This window comes from Cesiribacter andamanensis AMV16 (assembly GCF_000348925.1).
In the GTDB taxonomy this organism is placed as follows: domain Bacteria; phylum Bacteroidota; class Bacteroidia; order Cytophagales; family Cyclobacteriaceae; genus Cesiribacter; species Cesiribacter andamanensis.
The window spans coordinates 33207-48699 of record NZ_AODQ01000018.1; the positions used below are offsets into that span (position 1 = coordinate 33207).

General features: G+C 56.4%; 10 protein-coding genes. 9 read left to right on the forward strand and 1 reads right to left on the reverse strand.

Features of this window, described 5'->3' with window-relative positions:
• The first annotated feature begins 156 nt into the window (after window positions 1-156).
• The 7 genes from rsmI to ADICEAN_RS05325 all read left to right on the forward strand — a co-directional run bounded on the left by rsmI (window position 157) and on the right by ADICEAN_RS05325 (window position 7029).
• Window positions 157-837, forward strand: a complete 681-nt coding sequence (rsmI, locus tag ADICEAN_RS05300; protein WP_009194510.1) for a 16S rRNA (cytidine(1402)-2'-O)-methyltransferase — start codon at window positions 157-159, stop codon at window positions 835-837.
• Window positions 773-2431, forward strand: a complete 1659-nt coding sequence (gene lnt / locus ADICEAN_RS05305; RefSeq protein ID WP_083879678.1) for an apolipoprotein N-acyltransferase — start codon at window positions 773-775, stop codon at window positions 2429-2431. The genes rsmI and lnt overlap by 65 nt, the downstream gene beginning before the upstream one ends.
• Before the next feature lie 270 nt (window positions 2432-2701).
• Window positions 2702-3508 (forward strand): inositol monophosphatase family protein, encoded by an 807-nt coding sequence (locus ADICEAN_RS05310; protein WP_009194512.1) that lies wholly within the window; start codon window positions 2702-2704, stop codon window positions 3506-3508.
• Between the two features lie 72 nt (window positions 3509-3580).
• Window positions 3581-4207: a YdeI/OmpD-associated family protein gene (locus ADICEAN_RS05315; protein WP_009194513.1), complete on the forward strand. Its 627-nt coding sequence runs from the start codon at window positions 3581-3583 to the stop codon at window positions 4205-4207.
• 246 nt (window positions 4208-4453) lie between these two features.
• A complete protein-coding gene (locus ADICEAN_RS22555; RefSeq protein ID WP_009194514.1) occupies window positions 4454-4702 on the forward strand; it encodes a hypothetical protein in 249 nt (82 codons plus the stop codon).
• Between the two features lie 17 nt (window positions 4703-4719).
• Window positions 4720-5547 (forward strand): fatty acid desaturase family protein, encoded by an 828-nt coding sequence (locus tag ADICEAN_RS05320; RefSeq protein ID WP_161622663.1) that lies wholly within the window; start codon window positions 4720-4722, stop codon window positions 5545-5547.
• A 12-nt stretch (window positions 5548-5559) separates the two neighbouring features.
• Window positions 5560-7029, forward strand: coding sequence for a membrane dipeptidase (locus tag ADICEAN_RS05325; protein WP_009194516.1), 1470 nt, complete (start codon window positions 5560-5562; stop codon window positions 7027-7029).
• Here the strand turns inward: ADICEAN_RS05325 and ADICEAN_RS05330 are convergent.
• The gene (locus ADICEAN_RS05330; protein WP_009194517.1) at window positions 6965-8176 is read right to left on the reverse strand and encodes a hypothetical protein; all 1212 of its coding nucleotides are present in this window, start codon (window positions 8174-8176) and stop codon (window positions 6965-6967) included. The two genes, ADICEAN_RS05325 and ADICEAN_RS05330, sit on opposite strands and share 65 nt — an antisense overlap.
• Before the next feature lie 529 nt (window positions 8177-8705).
• Here ADICEAN_RS05330 and ADICEAN_RS05335 point away from each other — a divergent pair.
• Both ADICEAN_RS05335 and ADICEAN_RS05340 read left to right on the forward strand, forming a co-directional pair.
• A complete protein-coding gene (locus ADICEAN_RS05335; RefSeq protein ID WP_009194518.1) occupies window positions 8706-12140 on the forward strand; it encodes a putative metal-binding motif-containing protein in 3435 nt (1144 codons plus the stop codon).
• 408 nt (window positions 12141-12548) lie between these two features.
• The gene (locus ADICEAN_RS05340) at window positions 12549-15158 is read left to right on the forward strand and encodes a MopE-related protein (protein WP_009194519.1); all 2610 of its coding nucleotides are present in this window, start codon (window positions 12549-12551) and stop codon (window positions 15156-15158) included.
• Window positions 15159-15493 lie beyond the last annotated feature (335 nt).

Below are 15493 nucleotides of genomic sequence, written 5' to 3' on the forward strand. Positions count from 1 at the left end.
GAGGTGATGGCGTAAACGAGTGGTGGCACGACTTGGCGTCGTGCCACCACCTGGCTCCTGGCACTATCTTCCCCCTTTCCCCTGACAATTTTCCAGCTCCACTCCTAAACACCCCTGCTATATACAGGTTGCTCTTAATTGCGTACCTTTGATCCCATGCAGGAAAAAACCGCCCTCTACCTGGTCCCTACCCCCATCGGCAATCTGGAAGACATTACCCAGCGCGCCCTGCGCATTCTGGGCGAGGTGGATCTGATCCTGGCCGAAGATACCCGCACCTCGGGCAAACTGCTGAAGCATTACGAGATCCGCAAGCCGCTGCAAAGCTATCACGCTCACAATGAGCACGGGCAGGTAGAGCGCCTGGTGGAGAAGATGAAAGGGGGCACTGTTATGGCGCTGGTCACTGATGCCGGCACCCCGGCCATTTCCGATCCCGGCTTTCTGCTGGTGCGCGCCTGCATTGCGGCCGAGCTGCGGGTAGAGTGCCTGCCCGGCGCCACGGCCTTTGTACCCGCCCTGGTCAATAGCGGGCTGCCGGCCGATAAGTTTGTGTTTGAAGGCTTTCTGCCCCAGAAAAAGGGGCGCCAGACCCGCCTGCAGGAACTGGCCAGGGAAGAGCGAACGTTTATCCTGTACGAATCCCCGCACCGGCTCGTTAAAGCCCTGCAGCAGCTGGCCGAACATCTGGGCCCCGAGCGCCGCGCCTGCGTAAGCCGGGAGCTTAGCAAGCTGTTTGAAGAAAACCGGCGCGGAACCCTAACCGAACTCTATGAACACTACAACGAGCACCCTCCCAAAGGAGAAATTGTCCTGGTGGTGGAGGGCAAAAAATAGCCGCTGGTTTCTGCCGGGCCTGGCGGCCACCAGCGTATTGCTGTTCTGGCTAAGCTGGCCGGTATTGCCGTTTGCACCCCTGCTCTTCGCTGCTTTTGTGCCCCTGCTGCTCATGGAACAGCACATTGGCCAGGGGGGGTATAAAAAGCCGGGTCGCCTCCTGGCCGGCTGGTGGTATCTGGCCCTGCTGGGCTGGAATGGCGCCACCACCTGGTGGGTGATCAACTCTACCCTGATAGGGGGCGTCTTTGCCAACCTGGCCAATGCAGGCCTGATGCTTATTCCCCTCTTCCTGTTCCGCTATACCAAACAGCGTACAGGCCCCTGGCTGGGCTACCTGAGCTTTATTCTCTACTGGATCACCTTTGAGCACATACACCTGAGCTGGGACCTGAGCTGGCCCTGGCTTACGCTGGGCAATGCCTTTGCCATGCATCCCGAGTGGGTGCAGTGGTATGAGTGGACCGGTGTCTTTGGCGGCAGCCTCTGGGTGCTGCTGGGCAATGTGCTTATCTTTCTTCTGTTCTTCTACCGGCAGGAAGCGCCCCGCTTTTCGGCCAAAAACCTGCTTCCCATACTGCTCTGGATTCTGCTGCCCATTGCCGCCGGCTATATCCGCTACTGGGGCTATGAAGAGAAGGGCATTGAGCAGGAAATTGTGATCCTGCAGCCCAACATCGACCCCTTTACCGAAAAATTTGCCGGCTCAGAGAATTTCATCCCCTATGAGGAGCAGGTGCGCCGCTTTATGCAAAGCAGCCAGACGCAGCTTACCCCCTCAACCGATTTTCTGCTCTGGCCCGAAACCGCCATCGACCAGGCCTTTGACGAAGCCTACCTGCACCAGCAACCCATTATCCGGGAGATCAAAGCCTTTACCCGCCAGTACCCCAAGCTATCGCTGCTCACCGGCATTACCTCCTACGGCATGTATGCCAATGCACAGGTAGCCCCCCCTACGGCCCGCTTCCGGGATGGTATCGGCTATTTTGATGTGTTCAACACTGCCTATTTTGTAAGCGAGCAACTGGACTCTACTTATCACAAAAGCAAGCTGGTGCCGGGCGTAGAGATCATGCCCTATCCGCAGGCCCTTAGCTGGCTGTCTGAAACACTCTTTAACCTGGGCGGCTCCTCTGGGGGCTTTGGCCGGCAGGAGGAGCGCACCGTTTTTTATGACAGCGAGGGAATCGGCATTTCGCCCTCCATCTGCTACGAATCGGTCTATGGTGATTTTATGGCCGAGTTTGTGCGCAACGGGGCCAACTACATCTTCATTATCACCAATGATGGCTGGTGGGGCAATACCGCCGGCCACAGGCAGCACTTCCACTATGCCCGCCTGCGGGCTATCGAGAACCGGCGCAGCATAGCCCGCTGTGCCAATACGGGCATTTCGGGCTTTATGAACCAGCGGGGCGATGTGCTGCAGGCTACCCCCTATTGGGAGCCGGCCGTAATCCGGGGCAGCATCCGGGCCAACGAGCAGCTCACTTTCTATGCCCGCTACGGCGATTACCTGGCCCGCACCGCCGCCTGGATTGCCGCCTTTGTACTTATTGCCGCCTTTGTGCGCAAACGGGCCAAGCGATAGTGGCGTGGGACTAAAAGAGGGATAGCGTCCCCCAGTGCCCCCAGGTGGTGTTTTCAACACCTGGCATGCAGCCCCACTTGTTAGTGTTCTCACCAACACGCCACTGCTAACTTAACCCCCTTGTTGGTGTTTTCACCAACAAGCCTACATTACCGGATAGATACGCCCCAGAATACCAATTTCACCAGAGAACAAACCCTTTTTTACCCCATCCGCTCCCCCTTTTGAGCACGTACACATGATCAAACCGGAGTATATACTTTTTAGCCCATGAACCCAGAACAGATTCTTCAGCCCACCCTGGACCTGATCAAAGAAACCGGCCTTTTCATTCGCCGGGAGGGCCGCAATTTCGACCGCAGCAAGATTGAACAAAAAGGCCTCAACGACCTGGTTTCCTATGTCGACAAACAGGCCGAAGAGCGGCTGGTAAGCGGCCTGCGCCAGTTGCTGCCGGGCTGCGGCTTTATTGCCGAAGAAGGCACTGCCCAGGCCGCTGATGAAGAATACAAATGGGTGATTGACCCCCTGGACGGCACCACCAACTTTCTGCATGGTCTGCCCCCCCATGCCGTAAGCGTAGGCCTGCTGCAGGGCCGGGAGCTGGTACTTGGCGTGGTCTATGAGGTGATCGGCGATGAGCTCTTCTGGGCCCAGAAGGGGCAGGGCGCCTATTGCAACGGCCAGCGCATTTCCGTATCGCCCATCGACAAACTCTCTGGGGGACTCATGGCCACCGGCTTTCCCTATTATGATTTTGGGATGATGGAGGTATACCTGCAGATCCTCAACGAATTCATGCGCAGCAGCCACGGCCTGCGCCGCCTGGGCTCTGCGGCCGTAGACCTGGTGTATACCGCTATGGGCCGTTTTGAGGGCTTCTATGAATACAACCTCAATGCCTGGGATGTGGCCGCCGGCATCCTGATTGTGCAGGAAGCGGGCGGAACGGTTACTGACTTTAAGGGGGGCTCCGACTACCTCTTCGGCCGGGAGATTATTGCCACCAATGGCCGGGTGCATGCCGAGGTGCTGGAGATTATCCGCAGCCGCTGGCACAAAGGCCAAGGAAAATAAGCCCTCTGCCCAAAAACGTCTGTTGGTAAATTGCCCAGGCAGTGACTATATTGGGCCGCAAACTCCCTACCCATGAGCACCCTGCTGAACAAACTGCGGATAGATCCCTTGGCGCCTTCCCTGCTCCTGAACCTGCCGGCCGAGGCAGTGCCTTACTTTCCCGGCCTGGCCTACCATACCCATCCACAGGAGTCCAGCTACCCCTTTGTGCTGCTGTTTGTACACAGCAGGGCCGAGCTGGAGCAGCTGGCGCCCCGGGCGCTACAGGCCCTGGCCAAAGGGGGCAGCTTCTGGGTAGCTTACCCAAAAAAATCATCCGGCATCAAAACCGATATCAACCGAGATGCCGGTTGGGATGTACTTGTGGCTGCCGGCCTGGGCGCAGTAGCAGCCCTGAGTGTTGACAGCACCTGGAGCGTGCTGCGCTTTAAGCCTGAGGCCGACGTGGCCCGCAAGGGCGCTTACCGCACCAACCAGCCCCTGCCCAGACAAACGGGCCCACGTCAGCTGGAGATCCCCCAGGAGGTACAGCAGCTGCTGGACCAGCATCCTGCCGAAAGCGCCTTCTTCGAAGGTTTGGCCTATACCCACCGTAAGGAGTATGTACACTGGATCACCGAGGCCAAACGTCCCGAGACACGCCAGCGCCGCCTGGAGCAGATGCTTGCCCTGCTGCAGGAAGGCAAAAAAGGGAAATAAGCTCGGAGCTTGTATATTTTTGCACCCTAATACTATTTTTTTGACTTATTTTTTGTATCTTTTCCTTATCCAAGTCTACTTCTAACTCCTCCTTTTGCCAGCTGCCACTCCCCGGGGTTCTGCCACCTTCAGGGAATGCGCGTTCAGGCTTGTTTTGTAGCCTGCTGCCTGCTACGAGCCTGTCAGCTTGCTGATTCTCCCGGCCTTTTCCTGCACCAAAGGGTGCTCTCTATATTTTTCGGGCCTATGAAATCATCGCTTGAATTCACCAAATCGGCGCAGGACAGCGCCTATTTGCGGGAGCTGCAGCAGCTGGTACAGCAAAAAGTAGCAGGCCTGCCCCCACAGCGCTTACAGCTTGCCCGCGTTCGGGCGCTGCTGTTGCCGGCACTGTATTTTCTGCTCTACGCCCTGGCCCTGCTGCTGCGCAACAACCCCCTCTGCTACCTGCTGCTATTTGGAGCCATGGGGGCCTGCCTTGTGCTTATTTTTTAAACCTGGTGCATGAAACGGTGCATAATACCCTGTTTCGGCCTACAAATTTAAATGCAGCATTTCTGTACCTGTTTGATCTGATTGGTGCCAATAGTTATATCTGGAAACGCCGGCACCTGCACCTGCACCATAATTTTCCCAATGTAGCCGGCTGGGATTCTGATATTGAGCAGGCTTCCCTGTTCCGGATCTTTCCCCACGACCCCCATAGATCCATTCACAGGCACCAGCCCCGGCTGCTGTTTTTGCTCTACCCCTTTTATCTGGCCAACTGGCTGCTGGTACGCGATTTTAAAGATTTCTTCAGCAAGCAGCAGGTAATACGAAAGATTACCCGCATCCCCCTGCCCGAGTACGCCAAGCTTTTTTTCTTCAAGGGGCTTTTTCTCACCTATATCCTTGGGGTACCCTTCATGCTGGGAGTGCCGCTGCTTCTGGCAATTGGAGCCTTTCTGCTGCTGCTGCTCACTGCCAATGCGTTTGCCTTATTTGTGCTGCTTACGCCCCACACCAATACCCAGAATGCTTTTCCGCTGCCCGATGCCCGGCATACCCTGCCCCAGAGCTGGCTGCTGCACCAGTTTAGCACCACCAATGATGTAAGCGGCTCTAACTGGTGGTACCGGCATGTGATGGCCAATTTCAACTGCCATCTGGCGCACCATCTGTTTCCGCGCATCCCCTATGTGTATGCCCCGGAAGTGACCCAGGTAATCCGGGAGTTTGCCCGGCAACACCAGCTGCCCTACAGGACCTACCCCCTGCTGCAGGCCCTGCGCTTCCATTATCAGCTTATCTGCCAAAATGCTGTAGGTGCAGCAGATTTTTTAGAAGAAGACATGTAGCCCTCCTTTGCCATGCCCCCTTATCAGTTTGCCGATCTGCACTGCCATCCTACCCTCAAACCCTACGGGCATTCCCGCAGTGCCCCAACAGGCCGCTGGGGGCCTCAGCATGTGTGGTACTACGATCCGCCCGGCCCGCTCACCAAAGCTCTTAACCGCCTCATTGGCCTTACCAAGTTTAGCCAGGCCGATTTTACCAGCCTGGCCAAAGGGGGTGTACGGCTGGCGCTGGTTTCACTATACCCTTTTGAAAAGGGCTTTTTCATCAACGGTGCCTTAAACGGGCCCCTATCCGCCCGCCTGGCCAATCTGGTAACAGGCATTGGCTATACCCGGGTGCGGCAGCTGCAGCGCCACACCAACTACTTTCAGGATCTGGAAGAAGAACGCCACTTTTTACGCAGCAGTTGTAAACACTTTGAGGTAGAGGGTAGGGAGTGGCAGTGGCAGCTGGCCGGCAGCTGGCAGGAGGTGGCGGCGCTTCTGGCACAGGACCGGCACATTTCCGTGGTGCCCACCATCGAGGGGGCACATGTATTCAATACAGGCCTGGCCGCCTACGGCCGCCCCACCTGCGAGGCCGAGGTGCTGCACAACATTGCTGCCGTTAAAGCCTGGGACTATCCTCCTTTCTTCATCACGCTGGCGCATAATTTCAATAACGATCTGTGTGGCCATGCCCGTAGCCTGGAGCGGCTGGGGCCGCTGGTAAATCAGCAGCAGGGACTACATGAGGGCTTTACCCCCCTGGGATACCGGGTGGTTGAGGCGCTGCTGGAGCAAAGCGGGGGCCGGCGCATTCTCATCGATGTAAAACACATGAGCCTGCAGGCGCGCCTGCAGTATTACCAGCTGTTGGAGCACAACTGGGGCGGTGGGGTTCCGGTGGTGGTAAGCCATGGCGGCGTAGTCGGCCGAGCGCTGAAAGCCCCTGCGGCAGCCAGCGCCGGCAGCAGCTTATTTTGTGCAGATGACATCAATTTTTATGATGAGGAGCTGGTGTACATTGCCCGCTCGGGTGGTCGCTTTGCCCTGCAGCTGGATGGCGGGCGGCTGGCCTTGCCTGCCTACATCCGCAAAAGCCTGTTTAGCCGGAAGCGCCCGGAGGGGGTGCTGAAGTCGGCGGCGGTGGTGTGGGCACACCTGCAGTACATTGCAGAGCTGCTGGACCGGCATGGGCTTTTTGGCTGGGGCACTACCACCATTGGCAGCGATTTTGATGGTACCATCAACCCCCTGGAGGGCCTCTGGACAGCCGAGTGCCTGCCGCAACTGGCCAGTGCGCTGAACGTGCATGCCCGGCAGTACCTGAGTGGGTCCAATTCCCTGTGTATGCCGGAAAACAAAGCAATCAGTCCCGACGAGCTTGTGGAGCGCTTTATCTTTACCAATGCGCTGCACTTTCTGCAGGCGCACTTTACTGCAGCACCGGATGCCGGTGAAAGGGCTGTTGCCGGTCAAACAGGTAGCGGTAGGTGGTAAGCAGGCGGCTTTGCTCAGCACCCAGATTGCGGGAGATGTTGAGCATTTTGGGATTGAAATCGCCCTGCCACTGCAGCTCTACTTCTTTGTAGCGGGTCTTTGCCTTGATCACCTTCTCAGCTTCTACGATCATATAATAATCTACTCCGCTCCCCTGAAACTGGGGCACAATGCCGTAGATGATGCCCACAAATCTGGTGCAGACTCCCAGCTGTTTCAGCACCATAAACCGGATTTTAGCCCACCAGCCGAAGCGGCCGTTCAGGTGTTTTACCAGCTGGTTTATGTCCGGAATATTGATCCACATGGCCACCGGCTCCCCTTTGTGGTAGACAAACCAGACCAACCGCCGGTCTAAAATGGGCTTCATAAAAGAAAAAAGTTTGTAGGCCTGCTGCGGCTGCATTTCCTTGTTGCCCTCATGACTGGCCCAGGCCTTGTTATAGACCGTGCAGAAGTCCGCCGCCAGCTGCTTCAGGTTGGCAGTTTTCAGGTAGCGTGCCTCAAAATCGGGATTGGCCGCAAAGCGTGCATGCGCCTCGTAGAATTTTGGCTGCAGCTGGGTGGAGGTGCCGGCCACCGGCAGGCGCCAGCAGATCTGGTTGTAGAAATTCTTGAAGCCATAGGCCTCAAACAGGCGCTGGTAGTAGGGGGGATTGTAGTTCATGGTATAGAGCGGCTCCTGAAAGCCCTCTACCAGCAGGCCCCACCAGCGGTCCCGCTCCCCAAAATTGATGGGGCCATCCATGGCCTGCATGCCCCGCTGCTGCAGCCATTCCCGGGCCGTATTGAAGAGCTGGTTGGCGGCCTCCTGCTGGTCGATGCAGTCGAAAAAGCCAATACCCCCCACCCGCATGCCATCTCCCTTATTCGTATAGCGGGGGTCTACAAAAGCGGCAATACGGCCAATGGGAGTTCCCTGTGGGTTATAGAGCAACCAGCGCAGGGCCTCGCCCCGCCGATAGGCCTTGTTTTTGGCCGGATCGAACACTGCCTTCACATCCGTATCCAGCGGACGGATCCAGTTTGGCTGCTGCCTGTTCAGGGCTACATGCACCTGCAAGAAGTCCTGCTCCAGCAAATGGTCCGTTACCGGCACTACTACATTTCTGGAATAGCTGATTTTTTTGGATTGGGTAGCCTGCATAAAAAGTGAAGTTAAGGGACTAACAACATGCCAGCGTCTAGAGGGTCCGATTCCCCATTAGGGAGGGAAGCAGCGGTTTCAAAGAGGTAAAGATACAGCTTCCGTAAGAAAAACTGAACACCTGCCGGGGCTCCCCCAGCACTTTTCCGCCAGCGGCTTAAAATACCCTGCAGGCGGTTTTCAACTATTCCTGTGGAGCGCTGCAGCAAGGCTGTGTTCACTTCTTCACACAAAAAATATTGGTGAAATTTTCCTCACCTGCCTAAACACTCCCACCCTGCTTCTGTTAGCTTTTTTAAGTGTTGTTAGGGCAACACTAGAACAGACCCTCACTCTTCTGGCGTTGGTTGGCGGATGAATTCGCAACGAATAACAACAGTGGCAAACTTTTTCACAGCGGATATTCCTCTCTGCGGCACCGCTGCTGCTTTGTGCTTTTCTCCGGGAAGCCTCCCTTTCAGAGTTTCCTGTCCGCTCCGGCAGGGCATCCTGCGCAGTCTCGCAATTTTTAGACGAACCATTTTTATACATGAAGAACGCTACTTTTTCAAAACTTCCCCATTACCTGCTCGCCCTGCTGCTCTGTTGCCTGAGCACAGGCAACAGCTGGGCCAATGGCGCCAGGGCAGCCGCTGAAAACAACCAGCCCCCCTCCATTACCCTTTCCGGAGATATAGACCTGCCCCGCTTTGAAATAGGCCAGGAGTATACCATTACAGTACACGTAACCGATCCGGAAAACGACCTGGTAACCCTGGACCTGCTGGTAGACAGCTGGGACATTGTGCCTGGTCCGGGCATTGGTTTTGTTTGGCTTACTAAGGAGGATTTCTCGCCGCAGTTGCCCGTTACCCGCCAGGCCCCCTATACGGTAGATCTTCGCATTACCCCCAAAGACAATCAACATCAGTCCAGCCTGCTATACGTTACGGCCACCGATGAAGGGGGAAACAGCAGTACAGTAGAGGATCATATTTTCATCTGGCATCCACGAGAATTTCTACTGCCTGCCGATACCCTTTACATCTCTGCTGGCCAGCAATATTATTTCCACATCCCCGTCCGAAACTGGGATGGCGGTACGACTACAGCTATCAGCAACACCCTGGACTTTATTTCTCAAGCATATGATGATTTCGGCATGTTGCTCATTACCTCGGATGAGTTTTATATTCCGGAAGAGCAGCACATCGGCATCCATGAGATTCTGCTTACCTATCAAGAGTCCAGCACAAGGATACAGGAGACGCTTTACGTGGTGGTACAGCCCGAGTGCAGCATGGTACGCTGGTATCGGGATGCGGATGGCGATGGATGGGGATCCCGAGCCTTTGAGGCAATCACAACCAGCTGCAATGCACTGGAGGGCTATGTTCGCAACAATGCCGACTGTAACGACTGGGATGCCAGCTTCTACCCCGGAGTAGGCGACTGCCCGGCAGTGGAGAACCAGGCACCTACCATCTCTTTCCGCCGGGATGGTTGGGGAGCCAATCCTTATTACTATCTGATAGGTGAGGAAGCTGTTTTCTATCTGGAAGTAAACGATCCCGACCAGGGCGATCGCATAAGCCTGGAGATGGAAAAAACCGCTACAAAACCCCTGTTTGTAGACGCTACCTTCTCTCCGGAGCTGCCCCACACCGGCGAAGGCCCCTATACAGTAGAGATCCGCTGGACCCCCACCGCCGCCGAAGGCAATTATGAGCATGTGGTTAATGTTACGGCCACCGACCAGCATGGCGCTACCACCGTCTATCATTTATCGCTGGAGCCCTATTTTCCGGCTCAGATCAGCCCGCCTACCGAACCTGTCTACGTGGGGGTAGATGAAGTCTTCAGAATCTATGTTCCCTATCTGGACAATGGGGGCGCTTACCAGCAATTTGCCAAAAGCGAAACCCTTGATGTGTACATAGGTGAAGGCGGCAAGGCCTTTACAGAGGTAGACGAATGGGGCTTTGGCACCTATTGGGTTGATATAGCCAGCTATCAGATACCCAGAACAGAAGATATCGGAACCCATACGGTAACCCTTGAACTCTGGGATGCCATTCCCGAACGGCCCAACACCATTACGGCCCCCATAACCGTTATTGTAGACCCGGATTGTACCAACGAGCTCTGGTACCGCGATGCCGACGGCGATGGCTGGGGAACCGGCGAGCCCATGCACCGGATCTGCAACCAGCTGGAGGGCTTTGCCGATAACAACCTGGACTGCGATGATACCGATGCGGCCGTATATCCCGGTGCGGGAGACTGTGCGGAAATAAATAGAGATCTGGTCTTTGCTATAGACGGCACTCCGGATCGTATGGAAATAGGGCAGGAAAATGTGCTTACCATTACGGCCATCGATCCTGAAGGCCAGGAACTTAGCCTGCGTCTGGTACGGGTGCTGGATACAGATTGGAATGAGGTGCCCATGCTGGAAGGGGCCAGCTTTCACCCAAGCCTGCCCATCAGTGGTGAGGGCAGCCTTCGCACCGAGCTACGCTGGACCCCTACCTATAGCCAGCAGGGATGGCAGGAAATCCATCTGGAGGCTGAAGATGCTGCTGGCAATGTTACCCGCCACGAATTGATCTTGCGGGCCATCACTACGCCTGTGTTCCATGCGCCTGACGAGATAACCGTACCTGTCAATACCTTCTTTACAGCCTATATCCCGGTTAGCGGAGGCGCTGGCGGTACGCTCTGGACAGCTGCCCGGCTGAAGCTCCCCATTGCGGTATCCGAAGCTTCGCCTGGCCTGGAGCTGGTTGGAGAAGTTTCCGACCAATGGCTGGGCACCCATGAGGTTACGCTGGTTGCCGGTATCGATGGCGATGAGCTAACCACCAAAACCCTGCGCATAACGGTTGTAGAAAGCTGTGAACTGCAGCGCTGGTATCCTGATAGGGACGGAGACGGCTATGGCCTGAACCGAAATTACTATTCAATTGACTCCTGCACCCCCATCGAAGGGTATGTGGCAAACAACCAGGACTGTAACGACAGCGATGCCGGCATCCACCCCGGCGCTGCCGAGATCCCCGCTGATGGCATTGACAACAACTGCGATGGCGTGGTAGATGAGGAAATGGACTGCAGCAGCATTGCCGGACTGACGGTCGCCTCCACCTGCTCGGACAATCCCCGCCTGGAGCGGGCCTGGGTGATCTACAACCCCAACCCCTGCCCCATTGAGGTGCGCTATGATTTGCGGCAGTCGGCTGTAGGGGGAACGCTGATTGCCCAGCCGGGCGAAACCTACTTCCAGACCCCCTTCATCGAGCGCAACATGAACATCATGCAGCTGCACTGGCAGGATGAGCGGGGCAAAGAGCAGATGTACCGCTACCGCAAACCGCACAACACCGGCCTGAGGATCTTTACCGTCTGCTCGGATGATCCGCAGAAAGAGCTGCTCTGGCGGGTGCACAACCCCAATCCTTGTCCCTATTATGTAGAGTGGGAGATCCGCGGCAGCAATCAGCGCGGCAGCTACATTGCCCCTCCGGGAGATAGCTACCTGACCACCACCACCATCCCCAATGATCCCAACGTGGCGGTACTCATGTACTACAACTACCACAGCAAGAAGCGCTATTCCCGCCAAGCCTCGGCCTACCGCCAGTGCTCCGGCAAGCAAAACGCTCCGGCCAGCCTAGTGGAGGCAGAAGCCCAGGCTGAGGAAGCACCCCTGGAGCTGGCCACCGAGCTGGCCGTGTATCCGGTACCCTTCCGGGATGTCCTGCAGGTTCGCCATGAGGGCATCCGGGCCGATCAGCCCGTGCGGGTAAGCCTGGTATCGCTTGGGGGAACCACCCTGGAGGTACCTGCCTCGCAGATCCGCCAGTCAGACGGCGCCCTGGAGCTGCACCTGCAGCAACTGCCCCTGGCCGATGGTCTCTACATCCTGCGCCTGGACATAGGGGATGAAAAACCCCTCTATCAGCGCGTGATCCGCCAGCAATAGGCAGAATTACCCTGTCAATCCGTATCAATCCGTAGAAAACCCCGGCCGCTTCTGGTCGGGGTTTTTTCTTTGTACCTGTTTAGATAAACGATTTATTTTCAGCACATTATGATACAGGTTATCAATATATTGAGTACCTTCTAACACACATTACGTGTATCCCTACTTTTACTTTTTTTCTACCATTGGGATAATTACCGGATGTTCCACACCGGGTGCTCCACACCGGGTGCTCCACACTGGGTGCTCCACGCCAGATCTCTGTGGAATAGCCATGACGCCATGCTGGTGCCTGCCAGATGCTGTAGCTGTTTGATGCCTTCTCTCACCTGCTCAGTAAGAGCAAAGGGTACTTTTTACCTCCCATCAGGAGCCACTGTAATACTCCAACTAGTCTATGCGTATCCCATGCCTACCGTTACATTCACCCATCTGCGCAGCTGCACCCTTGTGCTACTCTACTGCCTTTGGAGCAGCTTTTCCGTAGCCAATCCGAGGCTTGCCGCTACTCCTCCCCCGGGTACCAGCGCTGAAAACAGGCCGCCGCTTATCTCCATCAGCGGAGATTCCTTAACACTTTATGAGCCTGGTAAGGAATACCTGTTCATCATCGAAGTAAGTGATCCGGACCCGGGCGACTCCTTTACGCTCAGTCAGCCCTCCTATCATACGCTTGAGGGGGCCCACTTTTCTCCCGCACTGCCCTATACCGGCTCGGGTACGGCTACCATTGAGGTGCGCTGGACGGCTCCGAACGGACCCGCCTATGGCTGGCTAACGGCCGAAGATGAAGCAGGGGCGAGCGGCCATGCAGAACTCGATCTCTGGGGTGGGTATCCTCCGCAATTTCACCCGCCTTCAGAGCCGATCCGCGTGGGCGTAGGCCAGGATTTTTTGTACATGATCGAGCTCACTGCCGATCAGCTGAACCAAACGTACCCCTGCAGCGAAACACTGCCCATAAGCTGTGAACGGGGACTTGGGCTGGTACTTTACCCCGATGCCTCTGTACTCACCACAGCCTACCTGGGGCTACATGAAGTACGCTTAACTGCTGAACACAATAGTGGCCTGGTGGTTGAAGACAAGCTGTATATCCTGGTAGATCCCGACTGTACCAACCAAACCCTTTATCGGGATAAGGACGGAGACGGCTATGGAGATTCCTCCCTGGTAGCCCTGGCCTGTGCTCCCCTGGAAGGCTATGTGGCTCAGGCTGGCGACTGTGATGATGAGAATCCCGACATCAACCCGGGAGCTACCGATTATCCCTGGCCCTTCGATGACTATGACTCAGACTGCGATGGCCAGGACCCAGGCTTTGATGCCGATGGCGACGGCGTTAACGATGTGTGGGACAATTGCCCCAATACCCCCAACCCCGATCAGTACGATCAGGATTTTGACCGCCAGGGAGATGCCTGCGACTGGGACATCGATGGCGATGGCTGGGCCAATGAGGAGGACTGTGACCCCCATCATGCCGGCATACACCCGGGCGCCGAGGAAATACAGGGCGATGGCCTGGACAACAACTGCAACGGCCTGGTAGATGATGAAGAAGCCCTGGCAGAGCCCCAGTTTCACATCAGCGCCTCGGATAATGTAATTTTTGTACCGGGCTCCTCTTACCTGATGCTCCGGCCCGGCCAAGCCGCCACCATTACCATAACAGTAAGCTCCCTGGACCCCTCCGAACCGCTGGAGCTGCAACTGGTGCAGGTCTACGACCATCACTACCATGAGGTGGATATGTTTGAAGGCGCCTACCTGAGCCCTGCGCTACCCCTTAGCGGCACGGGCAGCCTGCAAACCCAGCTGCACTGGACCCCCGGCTGGGAGCAGGAGGGTGATCAGGAAATGCAGCTGATGGCCACAGATGGGACGGGCCGCGTTAGCCTCTATACCCTTAGCGTTATTGTGGGTGTACATCCCCGCATTCTTGCCCCGGCCGAAGTAACAGTCCCCATCGGCCAGTTTGTAGAATTCAACATACCGGTAAGCAGCGGCTTTCGTACCCTCTGGACCAGTGCCAATCTGGGCAGCCTGCCGCTGATGGGCTTTGAGGCAGGGCCGGGCATCCAGATCTACGGAGAGTTTGGTCCTGAACATATCGGCACCCACCAGATTGAGCTGCTGGCCTGGGACGAAACAGGCATGGAAGTATCCCAACCAATGCTGATTACTGTGGTAGCCAGCTGCCCGCTGCAGCACTGGTACCCGGACCACGATGCCGATGGCTGGGGCGAAGACCGGGATGCTATGCTCATTACCTCCTGCACCCCCATAGCAGGCTATGTGGCCAACCGGCAGGACTGCAACGATTATAACGCCGGCATCCACCCCCAAGCCGAAGAGATTCCCGGCGATGGCCTGGATAATAACTGCAATGGCGAGGTAGACGAGGAAGAAAAGCCTCTCAGCTGCCTAGCAGCCCAACCCCTGAAACTCACCGCCCTTTGTTCCAATGTAGCCTCCCAGCATACGTGGATGGTCTTCAACCCCAATGCCTGCGCGGTAGAAGTACGCTGGGAAGTACACAAGACCAGCCACGCCGCAGTTATGATTGCTCCTCCGGGCGAGAGCTACTTTACCACGCCTGTTGGCAGCAATAACAATCAGGTGGTCTTCATTCACTGGCAGGATACCCAAGGCAAGTGGAAGAAAAAGGGCATGGCCTCCTCCAGCGCTCATTGCGGCAAGCAGGCCAGGGATGGGGGCAAGGGTAAGAACAGCCGCCTGGCAGAAGAGTCCGAAGGCCTCTCGCTCTACCCTGTCCCCTTCCGGCAGCAGCTCACCGTAATGCATGAAAGCATCAACGGCAAAGCCCCGGCCAGGGTACTGCTCATCAGTCTGGAGGGCCGCTCGCTGGATGTATCCGCTCAGGTGGTAGCGCAGGGCCAGGGCTACCTGCAGCTCAACCTGCAGGGGGTGCCACTGGCCAATGGCCTCTACATCCTGCGGCTGGAAATAGCCGATCAGCCCCCTGTAGTTAAGCGAGTGCTGCGGCAGGAGTAAGGTCGGGCAGGTTGTGCGCGCATAAGAGGCCCCGGTTTTTTAACCGGGGCCTTCCGCACAGCCCACAAGTCGGCTAAGCAGCTGATTATCACAGGAAATAATCCATACATTTCCCTGCTTTTTAAAACCCTCTTACCTGGCCTATGTTACTTCTGTACGATACGTGCTCTTTGTTATGAAAACTCGGGCACCTCATGCTGCCTTCTTTGAGACCCTGGACCAATGCTGTATGCTGTTAGACCCAACATCCGAGTCTCCCTGCTTTCTGAAGCGGCCGCAGCTCCACCGGTGCCCCTGCGCCCCCGTCGTTCTTCGCCTTGCCGGGTGAAGAAAAC